General features: G+C 61.3%; 18 protein-coding genes, 1 tRNA gene and 1 pseudogene. 7 read left to right on the top strand and 13 right to left on the bottom strand.

Annotated elements, in window-relative coordinates:
• The first annotated feature begins 54 nt into the window (after positions 1–54).
• The gene (gene radA, locus GOQ25_RS16100; protein ID WP_160351493.1) at positions 55–1,416 is read left to right on the top strand and encodes a DNA repair protein RadA; all 1,362 of its coding nucleotides are present in this window, start codon (positions 55–57) and stop codon (positions 1,414–1,416) included.
• A gap of 42 nt (positions 1,417–1,458) precedes the next feature.
• The gene (locus GOQ25_RS16095) at positions 1,459–2,235 is read left to right on the top strand and encodes a sulfite exporter TauE/SafE family protein (protein WP_160351492.1); all 777 of its coding nucleotides are present in this window, start codon (positions 1,459–1,461) and stop codon (positions 2,233–2,235) included.
• Between the two features lie 10 nt (positions 2,236–2,245).
• Here the strand turns inward: GOQ25_RS16095 and GOQ25_RS16090 are convergent, their stop codons facing one another.
• The 6 genes from GOQ25_RS16090 to radC form a co-directional block, all read right to left on the bottom strand.
• Positions 2,246–3,649: an MATE family efflux transporter gene (locus GOQ25_RS16090; protein ID WP_160351491.1), complete on the bottom strand. Its 1,404-nt coding sequence runs from the start codon at positions 3,647–3,649 to the stop codon at positions 2,246–2,248.
• Complete coding sequence (locus GOQ25_RS16085) at positions 3,646–5,376, bottom strand: glycosyltransferase (RefSeq protein ID WP_160351490.1); 1,731 nt, start codon at positions 5,374–5,376, stop codon at positions 3,646–3,648. The genes GOQ25_RS16090 and GOQ25_RS16085 overlap by 4 nt, the downstream gene beginning before the upstream one ends.
• 120 nt (positions 5,377–5,496) lie before the next feature.
• Positions 5,497–5,763 (bottom strand): type B 50S ribosomal protein L31, encoded by a 267-nt coding sequence (locus GOQ25_RS16080; RefSeq protein WP_160351489.1) that lies wholly within the window; start codon positions 5,761–5,763, stop codon positions 5,497–5,499.
• A 111-nt stretch (positions 5,764–5,874) separates the two neighbouring features.
• On the bottom strand, positions 5,875–6,723 hold the full coding sequence (gene kynA / locus GOQ25_RS16075; protein WP_160351488.1) for a tryptophan 2,3-dioxygenase: 849 nt from the start codon (positions 6,721–6,723) through the stop codon (positions 5,875–5,877).
• Between the two features lie 58 nt (positions 6,724–6,781).
• A complete protein-coding gene (gene kynB, locus GOQ25_RS16070) occupies positions 6,782–7,411 on the bottom strand; it encodes an arylformamidase (RefSeq protein ID WP_160351487.1) in 630 nt (209 codons plus the stop codon).
• 74 nt (positions 7,412–7,485) lie between these two features.
• Complete coding sequence (radC, locus tag GOQ25_RS16065) at positions 7,486–8,163, bottom strand: DNA repair protein RadC (protein WP_160351486.1); 678 nt, start codon at positions 8,161–8,163, stop codon at positions 7,486–7,488.
• A gap of 183 nt (positions 8,164–8,346) precedes the next feature.
• Here radC and GOQ25_RS16060 point away from each other — a divergent pair, with 183 nt between their 5' ends.
• Genes GOQ25_RS16060 through maiA form a run of 3 tightly spaced genes read left to right on the top strand, consistent with a single transcriptional unit; the run spans position 8,347 to position 10,490 of the window.
• Positions 8,347–8,826: a peptidylprolyl isomerase gene (locus GOQ25_RS16060; protein ID WP_160351485.1), complete on the top strand. Its 480-nt coding sequence runs from the start codon at positions 8,347–8,349 to the stop codon at positions 8,824–8,826.
• Complete coding sequence (ispH, locus tag GOQ25_RS16055; protein WP_160351484.1) at positions 8,826–9,809, top strand: 4-hydroxy-3-methylbut-2-enyl diphosphate reductase; 984 nt, start codon at positions 8,826–8,828, stop codon at positions 9,807–9,809. The genes GOQ25_RS16060 and ispH overlap by 1 nt, the downstream gene beginning before the upstream one ends.
• A gap of 36 nt (positions 9,810–9,845) precedes the next feature.
• Positions 9,846–10,490: a maleylacetoacetate isomerase gene (gene maiA / locus GOQ25_RS16050; protein WP_160351483.1), complete on the top strand. Its 645-nt coding sequence runs from the start codon at positions 9,846–9,848 to the stop codon at positions 10,488–10,490.
• A gap of 78 nt (positions 10,491–10,568) precedes the next feature.
• Here the strand turns inward: maiA and GOQ25_RS16045 are convergent, their stop codons facing one another.
• The 6 genes from GOQ25_RS16045 to GOQ25_RS16020 all read right to left on the bottom strand — a co-directional run bounded on the left by GOQ25_RS16045 (position 10,569) and on the right by GOQ25_RS16020 (position 16,484).
• Positions 10,569–11,552, bottom strand: a complete 984-nt coding sequence (locus GOQ25_RS16045; RefSeq protein ID WP_160351482.1) for a tripartite tricarboxylate transporter substrate binding protein — start codon at positions 11,550–11,552, stop codon at positions 10,569–10,571.
• Between the two features lie 191 nt (positions 11,553–11,743).
• On the bottom strand, positions 11,744–12,559 hold the full coding sequence (locus tag GOQ25_RS16040; RefSeq protein ID WP_160351481.1) for an enoyl-CoA hydratase: 816 nt from the start codon (positions 12,557–12,559) through the stop codon (positions 11,744–11,746).
• Between the two features lie 80 nt (positions 12,560–12,639).
• Positions 12,640–13,413: a FadR/GntR family transcriptional regulator gene (locus GOQ25_RS16035; RefSeq protein ID WP_202109508.1), complete on the bottom strand. Its 774-nt coding sequence runs from the start codon at positions 13,411–13,413 to the stop codon at positions 12,640–12,642.
• A 36-nt stretch (positions 13,414–13,449) separates the two neighbouring features.
• A complete protein-coding gene (locus GOQ25_RS16030) occupies positions 13,450–14,613 on the bottom strand; it encodes a CaiB/BaiF CoA transferase family protein (protein ID WP_370519970.1) in 1,164 nt (387 codons plus the stop codon).
• A 265-nt stretch (positions 14,614–14,878) separates the two neighbouring features.
• Positions 14,879–14,954: transfer RNA gene (locus GOQ25_RS16025), tRNA-Thr, on the bottom strand.
• 594 nt (positions 14,955–15,548) lie between these two features.
• Complete coding sequence (locus GOQ25_RS16020; RefSeq protein WP_160351479.1) at positions 15,549–16,484, bottom strand: aromatic alcohol reductase; 936 nt, start codon at positions 16,482–16,484, stop codon at positions 15,549–15,551.
• 266 nt (positions 16,485–16,750) lie between these two features.
• Here GOQ25_RS16020 and GOQ25_RS16015 point away from each other — a divergent pair, with 266 nt between their 5' ends.
• Entirely contained in the window at positions 16,751–17,656 is a 906-nt protein-coding gene (locus GOQ25_RS16015) for a LysR substrate-binding domain-containing protein (RefSeq protein WP_028353760.1), read from the top strand.
• A 95-nt stretch (positions 17,657–17,751) separates the two neighbouring features.
• Here the strand turns inward: GOQ25_RS16015 and GOQ25_RS16010 are convergent, their stop codons facing one another.
• A complete protein-coding gene (locus GOQ25_RS16010; RefSeq protein ID WP_202109507.1) occupies positions 17,752–18,207 on the bottom strand; it encodes a hypothetical protein in 456 nt (151 codons plus the stop codon).
• Between the two features lie 202 nt (positions 18,208–18,409).
• On the opposite strand from GOQ25_RS16010, the pseudogene GOQ25_RS19600 reads away from it, so the two are divergent.
• Positions 18,410–18,486, top strand: a pseudogene (locus tag GOQ25_RS19600) (DUF1153 domain-containing protein); the annotation flags it as partial.

Here is an 18,486-nt window from a genome sequence, read left to right as displayed (position 1 = left end):
CAAAAACGTAGCGCCTGCTCCAACGGGCCACGTTTAGGCGGGTAAACTTGCCACATGGCCAAGCCTCGAACCGTCTACGTCTGCGCCGAATGCGGCGGCACTACTCCCAAATGGCAGGGCAAATGCCCGCATTGCGCTGCCTGGAATACCCTCGAAGAAACCGTCGAGTCCGCAAGCCCCACCGCGGCCTCGCATCGTTATGCGCCGCTGGCCGCTTCGACGCCAGTGCGTACCCTCGCCGATATCGAACCGCGCGAAACGCCGCGTCAGCCCACCGGTCTGGATGAGTTCGACCGCGTCTTGGGGGGTGGCTTGGTGGCCGGGGCCGTGGTCCTTATCGGTGGCGATCCCGGCATCGGGAAATCCACGTTGTTGCTGCAGGCCCTGGCCGCCCTGTCGGCCAATTCACGCGTGCTTTATGTGACCGGCGAAGAATCCGCCGAACAAGTCGCACTGCGCGCGCGTCGTCTGGGCGTTCCGACCGGCAATGTCAGCCTCTTGGCCGAAATTCGTCTGGAATCCATCCAGGCGGCGGTGTCCGAGCAGCGTCCCACCGTCGCGGTCATCGACTCTATTCAAACGCTCTATAGCAGCGAACTGACGGCCGCTCCCGGCTCGGTATCGCAGGTCCGGGAATGCGCCGCGCAGCTTACCCGCCTAGCCAAGCAAACCGGCATCTCCATCGTCATGATCGGTCACGTCACCAAGGACGGCGCGCTCGCCGGTCCACGCGTGCTCGAACATATTGTGGATACCGTGCTGTACTTCGAGGGTGATACGCATTCCTCGTTTCGCCTGGTGCGTGCCTTCAAGAACCGATTTGGCGCGGTCAATGAGCTTGGCGTTTTCGCCATGACAGACCGTGGCCTGCGTGGCGTGGCCAACCCATCGGCATTGTTCCTCTCGCAACACGAACAGCAGGTCTCCGGTTCCTGCGTGATGGCCACGCAAGAGGGCACCCGCCCGTTGCTGGTCGAAATCCAGGCGCTGGTAGACAGCTCGCATGCCCCGAATCCGCGCCGACTGACAGTCGGTCTGGAAGGCAACCGTCTCGCCATGCTGCTCGCCGTGCTGCATCGTCACGCTGGCGTGTCCACGTTCGATCAAGATGTGTTCGTCAATGCCGTGGGCGGCGTGCGGATCACCGAGCCGGCGGCCGATCTCCCCGTGCTGCTGGCGATTATGTCTTCCTTGCGCGACAGGCCGTTGCCGCGCGGGCTGATCGCATTTGGCGAAGTCGGTTTGGCGGGTGAAATCCGGCCCGCGCCGCGTGGACAAGAACGACTGCGCGAGGCCGCCAAGCTGGGCTTTAGCGTGGCCCTGATCCCGAAAGCCAACGCCCCCCGTCAGCCCATCGAGGGTCTGGAAATTTGGGCCGTCGATCGCCTCGACGCGGCCATGGAAAAGCTGCGCTAAAAACATCATGCCGTTCTCGTACGCATTCGCCGGGACTCTCACATGAGTCTGTGGATCATCGCGGCCTGCCTCGCCAGCGGCGCACTCATCGGGTTCCTAGGCGGTGTACTGGGCATAGGCGGGGGTCTGATCGCGATTCCGGCGCTGGTTTTGCTCATGGACATGCCCCAGCAGCTGGCGCAAGGCACGGCTCTGATCATGGTGCTGCCCACCATCATCATGGCCGTACGTAAATACAATCAAAAAGTCCCCATCGATCCGCGTGTGGCCGCTGCGGGTGCGCTGGGGGCGGTAGCCTTCACGTGGCTCGGCGCCCGGCTCGCGCTTGGTATTGCGTCCAGCACGCTGCGCGTGAGTTTTGCCATTTTTCTGTTCTTTGTCGCCGTGTTTTACGTCTATCGCATGGTGCGGCCCCCGCGTCCGCTGCATGCGAACGAGATGCCAAGACGCGCCGCGCCGGTGCTCACGCCTCGCCGGTCAGCGGCGCTAGGGATGTTGTGCGGCACATTCGGCGGATTTTTCGGAGTGGGGGGTGCGGTGCTATGCGTGCCGATCCTGACGGCCGGTTTTCGCCTGTCGCAAACCGCCGCACAGGCCTTGGCCTTGACCATGGTCATACCTGGCTCCACCATCGCGTTGATCACCTACAGCTGGGCAGGGCAGGCCAATGGCTGGGTCGGCATCCCGCTGGCGCTCGGCAGCCTCGCTTTCGTCCCCGTTGGGGTGCGCTTGGCGTATCGCATGCCGGACCGCCATTTACGCGGCTGCTTTGCCGCGATGTTGTTCGTGACCGTGGGATTGCTGATTTATCAGGCGTGATCCGGGGGCGTCACGCGTCGTGGAAATTGCGCACGACTTTCCAGAACCACGCATGCAGCAGCACAGCCGAAAACGCCAGCCCCAGCATGGCCATCAGCCACATCGTGCCGGCGCCTTGCGGCGATCCGGGCAAGATCAGCGTGCGCAAGCCATCAAGCATTCCGCGCCCAGGCCCAAAACCCAGCCACCAACCACCCAGCAACCCTAGCCCAGCCAACGCGACCACTTGCAGCAATAACGGCACCACCGCGACTTTATAGGCGCGCAACACATACGAGTTAATACACTGCATGGAGTCCGCCAAGTGAAACAGCGGGATGATCGTCAGCAGCGTACTCGCCACGGCTGCGACTTCTGGATCGTCCGTATAGGCAGCCAGAATGAGAGGCTGGCCCACCAGCAGCACGGCGGCCGTCAATACCGCCCCGATCAGCCCTAGCGCCATGCCGGCCAAGCTGTGGCGTCGCGCCAGGACCAAGTCGCCCGCGCCGATCGATTGCGCGGCCAAGGCCGCCGTCGCCACGCCCAGCGCCATCGGCATCATGTAGCACAGCGCCGCCAGGTTCGACATGATCTGATGGCCGCCGCTGACATAGGTACCCTCGCGAGCCACCAGCAACGCCATAAAAGTAAAAGCCGAAACTTCCACCAGATACGAGCCGCCCATGGGCAGGCCTAGCCGTAGCAGTTCCTTCTGAGCGGCCCAGGTAGGACGCCCTAATGTCAGATGAAAACGTCGGAAGTAGGGGTCATGCGTGATCACCCATAGCCCCACGCTCAGACTGATCCAGAACGTAATTGCCGTGGCCAGCCCCGCGCCCGCCGCACCCAAGGCCGGCAGCCCCAGATTGCCGTAAATCAGTACCCAGTTCAAAAATGCCTTGATTCCGACCGCCACCAGATTGATGGTCATCACAACCTTCGGTCGCGAGACCGCCGTGCCCAACGCATAAATGGTGCGAAACACCAGCGCGGCTGGCAAGGCCAGCGCGAGCGCGCGTAGATAATCCGTCACGCGGGCACGCACTTCGGGTGCAACGTCACCCGAGAGCGACAGCCACATATCGGGAAACATCATCAGCACGGCGCCCGCGAGCGCCAGTCCCAGCGCCAGCCACACACCCTGACCCCAGGCGCGTCCCACCTCATCAAAGCGCCCCGCGCCAAAATGCTGAGCCTGGATCGGGATCAACGCATGGACCACGCCCATCAGTCCCACGAACACCGTGATGTACACCGAGATCGACAGGGACATCGCGGCCAGGTCCGCCGCACTGGCATGTCCCGTCATCGCCGTGTCCAGCACGCCGAAGGCAATCCCCGCCCATTGGCTCACCAGCACGGGCCAAGCTTGCCGGGCGATACCCGACATCGAAGCGCCAAAGCCTTTAGTCGTGGGAGCCGCGGCGTTCATCGTGATTGGTCGATACGCAGCAGACGGAAGATCTCATGACGGTCCGCGCGCCGCCCACCGCGCCACAACTCCGTCGCGCCTTCGCTAAAGGCGGCCTGGCCGTCGCGCAGCCGTTCGCGCGTCGTCTGCTGTAACACCAAAGCGCAGCGCGAGTCATAGCTCAGCGTCAGATTATCGAAAATCAGTAACGAAGCACGCTGTCCGCTACCCACGCTCAATCCGCGTACGCACTCGCCCGGCCGGCGATGCTGGTCGAGCGCCGTTTTCAATTCCGCCGACACATCGCGATAGCTACGCGCATAATCCACGGCCGGCTGCCACAGCAATACCAGCAAAATCCAAGTCGCTGTCAGGCCGCTGGCCGACAGCACCGTCCCGCGCCATAGCGCCAGCGGCTTCGAGCGCAAGCGCCAGGCCACCAGAACGGTCCAGGCCGCGGTCACGATCAACGCCAGGGCAAACGCGAACCACGAAATCGTAGGCTCGTAGCCCGTCGTCTGGCGCGCGATATTGCGCGCGATCTGCGCCGGCCACCCGAAGTGCAGCGCGATCCATCCCAGCCAGGCGGTGGCGACCGTCAGCGAAAAGCACATGATGGCGAACCAGTCCAGCGTGTTCACCACACCGCGCCGCAACGTCGGCAGCGAAAACGCACCCAGGATCGCGCAGGGCACAACCAGCAATATGTATTCCGCCTCAGTCGGCTCCGACAGGAACACCAGCTCGCCCGCCGCAAAGAGCGCCAATCCCGAAGCCAACCAGATATGTGGCGCGAAAACCCAATCGCGCCACCGCCACACCGCCAGCAATGCCAACGGCCAGGTCGGCCACAAATACCAAGGTAGATCCCTTGCGGTCCTGCCAATATCCGACCAGCTAGGCCAGCTGAACGAGGCCAGATTCCAAGTCTTCCAATTGTCGATCCAGTAGCTGCTGCCGTGTGACGCCGGTATCCACCACGCCAGGATCAGCACCGCTGCCACGGCAATCGCCCCCGCCAGCCAATAGCGCCTCGCCCACAACGCACTACGGGGAGCAAAAGCGACCAGCGTACCCAGCATAATCGGCAGGGCGCCGACCCACCCCCGGGTCAAAAACGCGGCCGCCAGCGCCACGCCCAGCGTGATCACGCCCGACAGCGGCCGATCCAGCGTGCGTGCCATGCCGTAGAACGCCAATGCTTGCCACGCCATAATGGCCGGCACCACCGAGGTCTCATGCGTGCGTTGCAGAATCCCGACGGTCGCCAGCAGCAACAACAGCGCCGCGTCGGCCAGCATGCGGCCATAGTCGCGCGGTGCTGGTTCTCCGCCAAACGGCAGCGCCAGCGGCTGCGCCTCCGCGCGGCGCCCAACCAGATAGGTACCGTACCAAACACTGACCGTCGTGATACCGAACCACAATAAATTCGGTAGCCGCCCGGCCGTGATCTCACCCAGCCAGGGGCCGAACAGTGCGATGCAGATCGCTCCTGCCCATGTCAGCAGCGGCCCTTCCTGCGCGAACGCAAGCTGCCCCACCTGCGGCAGCAGCCAAGTCGATCCGCCTTCCCGAAACGCCGTGATCATGGTGGCCAATCCCACCGCGTCCTCGGTCTTCCAAGGGTCGCGCATGAACAGGCCAGCGAGGATATAGGCCAGCGACAAGCCCAGCAGGACTAGCCGCGGTAACTTGGCAGTCGCCGAGGCGGTGAGTCGGGCCGGAGTAGAGCGCGAAATGGGAGACACGTAGCTAATGATACTGAGCAGTCCAGGGCCCGGGGCCCTCAAACGGGATGGAGGGGAGCGTCAAGGAAAAAAAAACAGCCCGAAGGCTGCTTTTTTTCCAGCATCTCGGAAGATGCAAGTTTACGACGCGGACTTGACCGTGCCAGCCGTACGGGCGAAACGCGCGCGGAATTTCTCAACGCGGCCGGTTTCGACGATACGGGTTTGCGCGCCCGTGTAGAAGGGATGCGACTCGGAGGTCACGTCGCACTTGAACAGCGGGTAGGTCTTGCCATCGAGCTCGATGGTTTCGCGGGTGTTGACCGTCGAACGCGTGACAAACTTGTTGCCCGTTTGCAGGTCCAAGAACACCACTTCGCGGTATTCGGGGTGAATGCCTTCTTTCATGAGTATTTCCGGTTCTTCCGGTCTTGCCGGGGGTTAGCGGGTCGCCAGCCTGACGGGTCAAAACGCCGTAGGCCACGTATCCAGGAAGCAACTCCGCATTCTAACATGGACTCAAAGGTTTGTACGCAGCGCCCAGATCTCCGGGAACAACACCACATCCAGCATCTTGCGCAGATAGCCCACACCCGACGTGCCGCCCGTGCCGCGCTTGAATCCAATCACGCGCTCGACCGTCGTGACGTGTCGAAAACGCCACAGCCGGAATGCATCTTCCAAATCCGTGAGCTTTTCGCCCAGCTGATACAGGTCCCAGTATCGGTCTGGATTGCGATAGACCGTCAGCCAGGCGGCTTCCACCACCGGATCCGCCTGATAGGGCTGCGTCCAGTCGCGCTCGACATGGCTCTCGGGGATCATCAGCCCTTCGCGCGCCAACAGGCGCAAGGACTCGTCATACAGCGACGGGCTTTCATAAGCAGTCCGGACCGCGCCGAGCAGGTCGGCGCGGTGCGCGTGCGGCTTTAGCATTGCCGCGTTCTTGTTACCCAGCAAAAACTCAATTTGCCGGTACTGATAGCTTTGAAAACCGCTGGAGCGCGCCAGATACGGCCGCAGGGCGGAATACTCGGGCGGCGTCATCGTCGCCAGCACATCCCAGGCGTGGACCAGCTGTTCCATGATTTTGCTCACCCGGGCCAGCATCTTGAGCGCCGGAGGCAGCTGATTCTGAGACACATTGGTGATGGCCGCGCGCAGCTCATGCAACATGAGCTTCATCCACAGCTCGCTGGTTTGATGCTGCACGATAAACAGCATCTCGTTATGTTCGGGCGACATCGGGTGCTGAGCACCCAATAGCTCATCCAGATGCAGATAATCCCCGTAGGTCATATCGCGGGTGTAATCGAGCTGTGCGTTTTCTTGCCGAACGATGTCTTCGGGTTTGTCGGACGTGGTCATCGAGTCATGCCTTGTCAATACTGACCGCCGCTCGCAAGCGGCGATACAAGGGGAACAATCAGTCCAGCTCGCGCAAGATCGCGCGCACCGGGCTGGCATCGGCCTCGGACAGCGCCAGGGGCAGGGCGATCAACTCGTAATCGCCCGGTTCCACGTCATCGAGCAGCAAATTTTCCAGCACACGCAAATCGCGGCGCAGAATGACGTGATGGCTGTCCAGGGTCTTGCTCGAGGCGGGGTCAATGCTGGGCGTATCCAGCCCGATCAACACCACCCCGCGGTCAGCCAGCCATTCGATGGTATGCGGCGCATAGGCGCTAAAGTCATCCGTCCACCAGGACACCGCGGCATTGCGCGCGGTGCGTACCAGCACGCGAGGCGGCAGATCGTCCATCGCGTGTTCCAAGTGTTCGGGCAGGATCAAAGGCCCACAGTCCAGCGCGTGAATCACGCGACAGGGGCCCAAAAAAGGTTCCAAGGACAACTGTCCGATCGCCGGCGCGCCGTTCTGGTAATGCAGCGGTGCATCGGCGTGCGCGCCAATATGCGGCGACATGGCAATCTCGCTGACATTGACCGGGCATTCCTGCGTCAGGGTCCATTTCCATTGCTGGCGATACGGCGTGTCCCCGGGGAAAACCGGAGAGCTGGCCGAGACCGGCGGCGAAATATCCCAAAGACGTTTCATCAGGCGTGTAGGCAGAGATGACAGCAAAGCACTGATGATACCGGCTGGTGTCTGCTGCGCGCCAGCGCTCACCCTCACATCATGCCCAGCTCCGCCATCGACACAACCTGGTGGCCCGCCACAATCAAATGATCGACGAGCCGCACATCCACCAATGCGAGCGCCTGCCGCAAATGGGTGGTGAAACGCAAATCCGCGTCGCTAGGCCGCGCTATGCCCGACGGGTGGTTATGCGCCAGTATGATCGCCGCGGCATGATGTCGCAGCGCCTCGCGCACGACCTCCCGGGGGTATACCGACGCCTGATTGAGCGTTCCGCGCGCCAGCTCGCCCGTGGCGATCAGATTAAGCTGGTTATCCAGATAAAGCGCGATGCAGTGTTCCACGGTGCGATGCCCCAGTGCGGTGCGGAAATACTGTTTGACGTGCGAGGGTTCCGACAGGACATGCTGACGCGTGAGCTGTTCCTCGGTCGCGCGCCGCGCCAGCTCGAGCACCGCCGCCAGCGAACACGCCTTGGCCGCCCCCAGCCCTGACAACGTCATCAGCTCGTCGGGCGAGGCGGAAAACAATCCGCGCAGGCCACCATAATGCTGCATCAGCAGGTTGCCCATATCAATCGCACTGCGCCCGCGCGTGCCGGTACGCAGCGCCAGGGCCAGCAACTCGGCATCGCGCAGGGATCCCGGGCCGTGGCGCAGCAGTCGCTCCCGGGGGCGTTCATGGACAGGCAGATCTACAGGTAAGCTCATCGCGATACGGCAGAATTCGAACAACGGGCAGGATGCCAGAGACCGGCCTTCGCAGGGTCCTACGGTGCACACTTTTATCCATCCGCAAAACTACGGTGTGACACCCCGCCGCACCGGTGCGCCAGAACGATTCGCTAAGTCGTTCTAAAATCAGGGACTACGTTCATTTATTGGTGATCCGCTTTGACCGCCACGCCTGATTCTTCCGCCACGCCCGTCGTCCGTCCCGACTCCTACCTGACGCTGCATTACCGCATCGTGTTGGCCTCGGGCCCGGCCGAAGGCTCGATCTTCGCCGATACCTTCGACGGCCGGCCCGCCACGCTGCAAATGGGCAGTGGCCAGTGGGCCCCCGGCCTTGAGCAGGCGCTGCTCGGACATGCCGAAGGCGACGAGTTCAGCGTCACCCTGGAGCCGGCGCAGGCCTATGGCGATCGCAATCCCGATCTGATTCAAAAAATCACGCGCACCATGCTGGCTGAGCATGCCGGCGCCGACGCCACCTTCGAACCTGGCGATCTGGTCGAATTCGCCGCGCCCAACGGCGGCCGCTATTCGGGTGTGCTCAAGCAGCTCGAACCCGACTGGGCCCTGTTCGATTTCAATCATCCGTTGGCGGGTACGTCGCTGCGCGTCGATGTAAATATCCTCGGAGTGCTTTAATGACTGTTGCCGTCACCCACCCCGAAGCCGAAGTCGTCCTGGCGCAGCCGCGCGGCTTCTGTGCGGGCGTGGACCGCGCCATCGACATCGTCGAGCGCGCGCTCGAGCTGCATGGCGCGCCCATTTATGTCCGCCACGAAATCGTGCATAACCGCTACGTCGTCGAAGACCTGCGCAACAAAGGCGCGATCTTCATCGACGAACTCGACGAGGCCCCGTCCGGCGCGATCGTGGTGTTCTCCGCGCACGGCGTTTCCAAGGCCGTGCGTCAAGAGGCCGAGTCACGCGGTCTGCAGGTATTCGATGCGACCTGCCCGCTCGTGACCAAGGTGCATATCGAGGTCTCTCGCATGCGCGCTGCGGGCCGCGAAATCATCATGATCGGGCACAAAGGTCATCCCGAGGTCGAAGGCACGCTGGGCCAGGCGCAAGGTGGCATGTATCTGGTCGAGACCGTCGAGGACGTGGCCGAGCTGCAGGTGACCGATCCGGCAAATCTCGCCTTCGTCACCCAGACCACGCTGTCTGTCGACGATGCGGCTGCGGTGTCTGCGGCCTTGCGCGCGCGCTTTCCGCAGATTGTCGAGCCAAAGAAAAGCGACATCTGCTATGCCACGCAAAACCGCCAGGACGCCGTCAAGATTTTGGCCCCCCAATGCGATCTGATGCTCGTGGTGGGCAGCACCAATAGTTCCAACTCCAACCGCCTGCGCGAGGTTGCCGAGCGTATCGGTATCGACGCATATCTGGTCGACGGTGCGGATTCCATCGACCCGGCGTGGCTGGTGGGACGCCAACGCATTGGCATCTCGGCGGGTGCTTCTGCCCCCGAAGTGCTGGTGCAAGAGGTCGTGCAGCGCCTGAAAGCGCTGGGCGCGGTTTCGGTTCGCACCATGCCAGGGCTCGAGGAAAACGTCGCCTTCCCGCTACCCAAAGGTCTTTCGCGTAAAGTCGCGCCAGCCCCTGACTCATCGGCCAGCTAGTTATCGATCATCGGTCATTGCATGGAAGGAGACATCATGCAGTTGTATAGCTATTTCCGCAGTTCCGCCGCCTATCGCGTCCGCATTGCCTTGAATCTCAAGGGCCTCCCTTATGAGTATCTGGGTGTGCATTTGCTAAAAAGCGGCGGCGAGCAGTTTTCCGAAGCCTATCGCAGCGTCAACCCCACGGCGCTCGTGCCCACGCTCGTCGATGGTGATGTCTCTATCGGTCAATCGCTGGCCATCGTGGAATACCTGGACGAAACGCATCCCGATCCGGCATTGCTACCGGCGGATGCCGCCGGCCGTGCCCGCGTGCGAGCGATCGCACAGACCATCGCCTGCGACACGCACCCGCTCAATAACCTGCGCGTGCTGAAATACTTAAAGCGCGAACTGAATATCGACGACGAAAGCCGCGATGCCTGGTATCGCCACTGGGTGGCTCTGGGCCTGGGTGCGGTCGAAACCATGCTGGCCAACTCCGCAGCCACCGGCGAGTTCTGCCATGGTGATGCGCCCGGTCTGGCCGACATCTGTCTCGTTCCGCAGGTCTTTAACGCCCGCCGTCTAAACTGCGATCTGTCGGCCATGCCCAACGTGCTGCGCATTGATGCGGCATGCCGCGCCTTACCGTCGTTCGATCTGGCGGCGCCGGAGAAACAGCCGGATGCGGAGTAACCGGCGCGCCGAGCGGTGTTGATTCGCTGACGCCCTCGGCTCGCTACAACCCCTCCGTGATCAGGGCAGCGCGTCGCTTCAATCCACCCGGATGTTCACCGACTCGACGACCCCCGCCCACTTCTTCAGCTCATCCGGAATGAAGGCGCTCAATTCCGCAGGGGTACTCTGAGCGGGCACTGCGCCTTCTTTTTCAAAATGTTGGCGCAGCGTCGGGGACTTCATCGCTGCGTTCAGCGCGGCGCTCAGGGTATTGATGACGCCGGCCGGCGTGCCTTTCGGGGCGAGCAGGGCGTTCCAGGTGTTGATTTCATACCCCGCGAAGCCATCTATCTCCGCCAGTGCAGGGACGTCGGGCAGCTGGGGCGACCGATCGCGCGTGGTGACGGCCAGCGGCACGAGTTTGTTGGCCCGGACCTGCGGCATGGCGCCGGGCAGTGTGGCAAAGCTGAATTGTGCGTCGCCGCTCATCACGGCAGTATTGGCGAGCGCGCCGCCACGGTAGGGAATGTGCACGAGATCCAGATTGGCCTGCTGCGCGAACATGGCGCCGGCCAAGTGAACGGGTGAACCATTACCACTGGATGAATAGTTCAGATCGCCGGGCTTGGATTTCGCTAGCGACACCAGTGCTTGGACCTTGTCTACCCCGAGTTTTGGGTCCGCCACCAGTAGTAGCGGGATCGCTGCCACCATGCCGACCGGTTCAAAGCCCTTGATGGGGTCATAACCCAGCGTGCGCTTATATAGCGCGGGGTTGATACCATGACTGGCCACCGTCGCGATGAACAAGGTATAGCCGTCGGGCGAGGCGTCTTGCACATACGTAGCCGCGATATTGCCAGCGGCCCCCGGTTTATTCTCAATGATGACGGGCTGCTTGAGTTCCTTGCTCAATTGTTCGCCAAGTACGCGAGCCAGGATATCAGTGGTTCCGCCCGCGGCGTAGCCGACCACGATGCGTATGGGCTGCGAGGGATAATTGTTAGCCATCGCTGCCGTCGCGGCAAAGGACGTCACGAGCAGTGTTCCGAAAAAACGCTTAAATGCACGACCTGTCATGTTTGTCTCCTGATTATTGATTTGTCGAGCTCGGCCACGAATGACACCCATCGCGCTGGCCTACTCGGGGTGAAACAAAGTCAGCATCCACAGCCTCGCGGGGCGAGCACAGGCGTTCCCGCCTGAGCAATGCAAAGCGTGAATGGCACCAAAAACCACGAAAAGGTCGGCTGCCTGATAGGCAGCCATGCTTATTTACCGGTGAAAACGGGTTTGCGTTTCTCCGCGAACGCACGGCGGCCTTCGCGATAGTCCTCACTTTCAAAACAGGCCATCACCAGCTGGCGCATCGCCTCAATATCTACCTGGGGCCCTAGTTGCTGCATCTGACGAATCATCTTCTTGCCTGCGTGCAGTGTCAGAGGTGCATTCGCGGAAATATGGGCGATATATTCCTCTACAGCCGCGTCCAGTTGATCCACCGGCGTGACTTTATGCAGGAGACCCCGTGCCTGCGCTTCAGAGGCCGAATAGCGCGCGGCAGTCAGGAAAATCTCCATCGCGTGGGCAGCGCCCACGGCGGTGACCAGATTGCGAATCGCAGTCATGCGATAGCCCAGCCCCAGTTTGCCTGCTGGAATGGCAAAGCTGCTGTCGTCCGACGCCACGCGCAGGTCGCAACATAATGCGATGTTCAGCCCGCCGCCGATGCAATACCCCTTGATCCGCGCGATCGTGGGTTTGTCATAGTCATAAAGCGCCAACTGAGCCGTTTCGGCCACCCTTTCGTACGCCTGTACCGGTTCCTCGCCCGACCTCAGGGTGTCGAATTGCGAAATATTCGCGCCGCTGACAAAGGCGCGTTCGCCCGCGCCGGTCAGGACCACCACGCGTATGGCGGGATCTTCGGCCAGGGCTTGCAATGCGATGGGTATGCCTTCCCACATCGCAAAGGAGATCGCGTTGTGACGACCCGGGTCATTGAATGTGATCCATCCGGCCGAACCGCGCTTTTCAACAATCAGATTCTGGGTAATGCGATCTTGGAGAATGCGTTCTACAGTCATTGGGTGCCTATATCCTGATCTGGAATCGAATTTGTCTTGCGATCGCGCTTCTATCGGCTCTGTGCGGACAGATGTGATGCCTATTTCAGCGCGGTTGAGTCTCGTTCGGCGCTCGCGTCTGTCCGTTCTAGCAATGCGCGCCGGCGCTGCATGCCGTTAGAGAGGTGCGTGCGCATCGCCGCGCGGGCAGCTTCGCTGTCGCGCGCGGCGATCGCATCGAAAATCTGATGGTGTTCTGTTTCAATCTGCGCCACGCGATCCGTGCCCGCGCTGGTGTAGCGCAGCGTGCGTACGGCGTCGCCAATCGCGCGGCCGAACAGCGATAGCAGGCGGACAAAATACGGGTTATTCGTCGCCTGGCACACCGCCATATGGAAGTCGATCGCGCGGTCCGCACCGTGTCGCCAGTCGTCGCCCGCCGCGTCCACCCGTAGCAGGGCATCGCGCAAAATATCAAGCTGGCTATCCGTCCGTTGTTCGGCGGCCAACGCGGCGGCGCCGGCCTCGATCTCCAGGCGTAATTGATAAATCTGCTCCAAGGCCTGCGGCTGCAACAGGTCTGCCGGCAGGATCTCGAAATGCTGCGGCCCCGGTTGTGCGGCGACAAAGCTCCCCACCCCTCTGCGCGTTTCGATATAGCCCGAAAGCTTTAGCCGGGCGATCGCTTCGCGCACCACATTGCGGCTGACGCCGAACGTCTGTGACAACTCGAACTCCGTTGGCAGGCGCTGGCCAGGCTCGAATGCCTGGCTGATGATTTTCATGCGGATCTGTTGCGCAATCTCGTCGGGCAAGTTGTCCGGCCGGTTGAGACTGTCGAACATCGCGTCGGGTGCAGGGGCAGGGATGGCCATGAGGATCCTGGGTGGTGAAGGGTTCGCGCGATGTTGTCACACCACGCGCTGCGCGCGCAAACGCTCGCGCGCCTCCGCATCCAGCCCTAGCCACTGTAGTATTTCATCCGAATGCGCTCCGGTTTCAGGCGCAGGCCGCACCGCGGGCATTTCTGCGCCCTCGAATACGACGGGCGGCGCCATGATGTCGATCTCGCCGCGCTGGGGATGCGAGACTCGGCGCGTGACGGCCAGGTGCCGGACCTGCTCATTGTCGAACGTCTGATCCATGGAAAGAATCGGCCCGCAGGGGACGCCGGCCTCATTCAGCCATTCGATCCAGTCCGCGCTGGAAGCCGTGCGCGTCTTGGATATGATCGCGCGGTTCAGTTCCGCGCGGTTATCCACCCGCTGTCCGGCCGAGGCAAAACGTGGGTCGGCGATCATCTCGGGCATGCCGAGGACTTCACACAAACGGGCAAACATCCCCGAGCCCATCGCAGCAATATTGATGTACCCGTCGGCGGTAGGATAGACGCCGGTCGGCGAACTGGTCGGGTGATCATTGCCCGATTGCCCGGGAACTTCGCCGTCGATCAGCCATCGGGTCGCCTGGAAATCCATCATCCACATCTGGGCTTGCAGCAACGAAGTATGGACCCAGCGGCCTTCGCCAGTGCGCTCGCGATCGAGCAGGGCCATCAGTATGCCGATCGCCGCAAACAGTCCCGCGCTGAGGTCGGCGATGGGGATTCCGGCACGCATAGGGCCGCGCCCGGCCTCTCCGGTCACCGACATCAGCCCGCTGAGCCCTTGGGCAATCTGATCCAGCCCCGGCCGATCGGCATAGGGGCCAGTCTGGCCGAATCCCGAAATGCTGGCATAGACCAGGCGAGGGTTGATCTTGCGCAGCGACTCATAGTCGATACCGAGTTTCTTCTTGACGGAGGGCCGATAGTTCTCCACCAGCACGTCCGCCCGCTTGATCAGCTCCAGAAAGAGCGCTTTGCCCTCGGGGTGCTTCAAATTAAGCGTGAGGCTGCGTTTGTTCCGGTGCGTATTCTGGTAATCGCTGAATTTCGCGGCGCCCCCCGGTTTATCGTCCTTGACCTCGGTGGGCTCTTCGACCTTGATGACATTAGCGCCCCAGTCCGCGAATTGCCGCACGGCCGTCGGACCTGATCGCACGCGGGAAAGATCGACGACTGTGAAGCGATCCATTGGAGCGAATACCATGCTTGTCTCTCATATAGTTGTTGGATGTTGGACATCCTATAAATATCGAGACTGCACGCCTATCCGTGGAAACCCGCAATGCGTTATGCGATTGAATCGTTGAACGCGCGGGGCGGGGGAGGGGGTATGTTGATTTCTGTTCGGTTCGCCGGACCGCATCTGTCTGATGCTGGGCCCACGCCGCGCTATCAGGAGGCACAAACAAAAAGCCCCGCTAACTGTGGGCTAGCGAGGCTTGTCGAGAATCTTGTGGTGCCGGCAATAGGAGTCGAACCTACGACCTTCGCATTACGAATGCGCTGCTCTACCAACTGAGCTATGCCGGCGTGCATCAGCGCTATCGCGCCTTTGCTAGTGTGCGCTTAGAGCGCAGCACCAAAGACCGAAATAATAGCAGAAAATTTTGTGTTGTGGGGTCAGATCGCACCTGAGGCACCAAGAATCTCAAAAAAGGGCTGGTGTCAAGCCCTTCGTACCAATGACTGACGGCATGAAACGGTAAGTGGGACAATAGGTTATCTATTGCGGAGGCGGCTATGGGAGGTCTCAATATTGTGAGCTAGGAGCCACATAGGAGCGTCGGGAGAGTAAGGGGCATCGTGCTTCGTAGGGCTCGATTGCCTACACAGCGGCGCTTATCGGTTCATCGTAGCCCAATACGTCGTCACTTTTCAGAACAACGAATGCGCAGCTTCGGGCTACGCGCCCGAGGAATCATCCGTTTAGTCAGCGACCAGCATCCGCTCGATTTCGGGTGTGTGGTATTGCTGCAAAGGGATCGGGCGACTCATGCCGGCTGATGAACGCAATGCGCATCAGCCGGCCAGTCGATTTTTCGGATCCACGCTTGGCGTTGGAAAGCGCCACGCTCGGCTTGTCCCCTGATGGAGGACGCGCACAGTCTCATGCAAGCGACCGGGTCAGGCTTCCAACAGGTGCTGCAGGTAATGCGCGACATCGACTGTTTCAATGCCGTGTTTTGCATTGAAGGTGTTGGCCTTGTCCCACCACATCCCATCACCCAGCGCGAAGGCGGCCCGGTAGCGCGTCATGACATCATCAGGAGCCAATGCAAGGTCGGCGCGCAACTTATCCAGCGACCACAGCGTCTTCTCGAACGCATATCCGGTGACGCGCTCGACGACCTCGGCCAACTCGCCATAGGAAATCGTATCGCCGGCCACATACACCACCTCGTTGGCGATGCGCGGCTCGGCCAGCAGTATCTCCGTGGTGAGCCTGCCAATGTCTTCCGGCGTCGTGACCGTGACCCTGGTGTCCCAGGTGCCCAGGCCATGGACAGTCCTGGCGGCAAGGTTCACCACGTCGAACGCCGGCTCGAACAGGAAGCTGGTGAACATGCCGGTGGAGATGATCACCCACTCGGTCTGCTGCTGCGCGCGCAGCAGTTGGCGTACGTCGTATTGCTCGTCGAACACCGGCTGGCCGCTGCCTTGTCCGACCACATCGTAGTCAACGCCGAACTGCCACGGGAAATAGCGCTCGACCTCGGCGTCTAGCGCGGCGCGGGTGATTTTCAACTGCGTGCCGGGGCCAGCGACAAAGCCGGTGCAATTGACTACCGTGCGATAGCGCTCAAACAAGGCTTGCAGGGCGGCGGCATCGCCCGCCAGATCGAAGCCAATGACCTCCACGCCCAACGCCTGCAGGATACCGAGACTTTCGATATCGCCGGGGCGGGAGCTAGAGACAGTCTGCGGTGAGACAACAACCGTGACCGATTGGCGGCGCTCGGCCGCGCGCGGAGCGAGCGCACGCAGCACCGCCATGCCCAGTTGACCGGCGCCAAGGACCAACAGGTCACGGCGATTGGATTCTTTTGCTGACATAGACATAATTTCTCATAATCAAATAAATGAATGATTTCGCACCAGCCCGCGAGAACGGTCAACGAGCGACTCCGTGACGAGAATCACGCAAAATTGTGCTTCCATACTTGTCACATGCATGGAAGTTTAGTTCCATGGCAGTAGATGAAAAAGCGGACAAAGCAACATTCAATATTTGAATAAATGCAATAATTAGTCATTTCAGTCCCGATGCGATGAAGGCTCCAACCCTGGCGCCTTAGCGCGCCCACCCTCACAAGGAGACGTTCACCATGGATAGACTGCAAGCCATGGAGACTTTCGTGCGCGTGATCGAGGCCGGCAGTTTCAAACAGGCTGCCAATACGCTGAACGTGCTTCCCTCAACCGTCACGCGCAACATCAAGGAACTGGAATCGCACCTCGGCACGCGGCTGCTCAATCGCACGACGCGCGCTGTCAGCGCCACCGATGCGGGTCTGCGCTTCTACGACAGTTGCAAGGCGATCCTGCGTGAACTGCAGGAGGCAGAGGCCCAAGCCTCTCAACAAGCCGAAGCGCTGCACGGCACGATCAAGATCGGCACCACCTCGTCGCTGGCGAGGCATTGCCTGATTGCAGCCTTGCCGGCGTTCATGCGCCGCCACCCCCGAGTCGAACTGGAACTGCATCTGTCTGACACCACGGCAGATGTCGTTCGACAGGGACTGGACTGTGTCATCCGCACCGGCACCCTACGCAGCTCACAGTTGGTGGCCCGGCGCATCGGCCGCTTTCACTGGATCGTCTGCGGCGCCCCGGATTACCTTTCGCAGCACGGAACGCCTGACAGCCTGCAGGCCTTGCAACAGCATGTCGCGGTAGGCTACCTCGGCGGCCACGCTGGCCGCCTGGCACATTGGAATTTCCAGGACGGCGCGCAGACCACTGCCATTGCCATGCGGGAATGCATACGCGTTGATGACACCGACGCCTACGTGGAAGCCGGTATCGCCGGCCTGGGCCTGATCCGCGTGGCCAGCTACATGGTGCGAGATCACTTGGCTGCAGGCCGACTGGTCCGTGTGCTGGAGGCGGCGCATGCCGAACCGGAGCCAATTTCCGTTCTTTACCCACACAGCCGGCACCTTTCCCCGGTCGTGCGGGCTTTCGTCGACTGGGGCAGCGAAGTGGTGGCGCGGGCATCAAGCCAGTGGTGATGCAACTGGCCATTGAAGACCTGCGGCTCCACCCTGATTCTGCGCTCTTACAAGTTTTCGATCCTGTGCGATGAAGGCTCCCAGCACGCGGGTGACTACGACTGCCTCAGTCCCCCGGCTGTGCTCGCCAGAATCTCGGCCAGAGAACACGGCGCGCATCCAGTCAAACGCTCGATGTCACCGCTGACGAGGTCATAAGCGCCGCGCGCCTGCCGCGCCTTCATGGATATCACTGCGTCGATAATGACCTCAGGCAGCCCCGCCTTGATCAGCCCGGCTCGCAGTCCTTCGGCGGGCATCACGTTCAAGACGAAAGGACGCTGCACAAGCTGCTCAATCAACCTGCAGACCGTTTCACTGCGCAGGACGTCAGATCCCGTCAACTGATAAATGGCGCCCTCGTGGCCCTCACTGGTCAGTGCAGCGGTTGCCGCTTTGGCCACATCACTGCGCGAAACGAAACTGACGCGACTGTCCGCGAGCGCGGAAAGCCCGCCTGCAGTCAAGGACATCCGCACCTCTTCGGCCAGCGTCTCGGAAAAATAGCTCATTCGCAGAATCGTCCAAGCCGGGATCGTGCTCTTGATCAACGCCTGCTCACTGTGCCAGTACGCCGCGCCAACGGCTGGCTCCTCCTCACGTTGCGTCCCGGTTGCCGACAACAGGAAGACGTGGCCGACCTGGGCGCGTGCCGCCGCATCCAATGTAATGACCCACTGATTTTCTGCTCAGGTGATAATTGAGGAAATCACCATGAGTTTGAAGATGGAAGACGACATCAAGCGTTGGACAGCCAAGCGCAAAAGTGCGTTGGTGCTGGACATCATCCA

Source organism: Bordetella sp. 15P40C-2 (genome assembly GCF_009763235.1).
Lineage (GTDB): Bacteria > Pseudomonadota > Gammaproteobacteria > Burkholderiales > Burkholderiaceae_B > Bordetella_A.
Note: the sequence above shows the minus strand (reverse complement) of the source record. Positions and strands in the feature narration are given on the sequence as shown.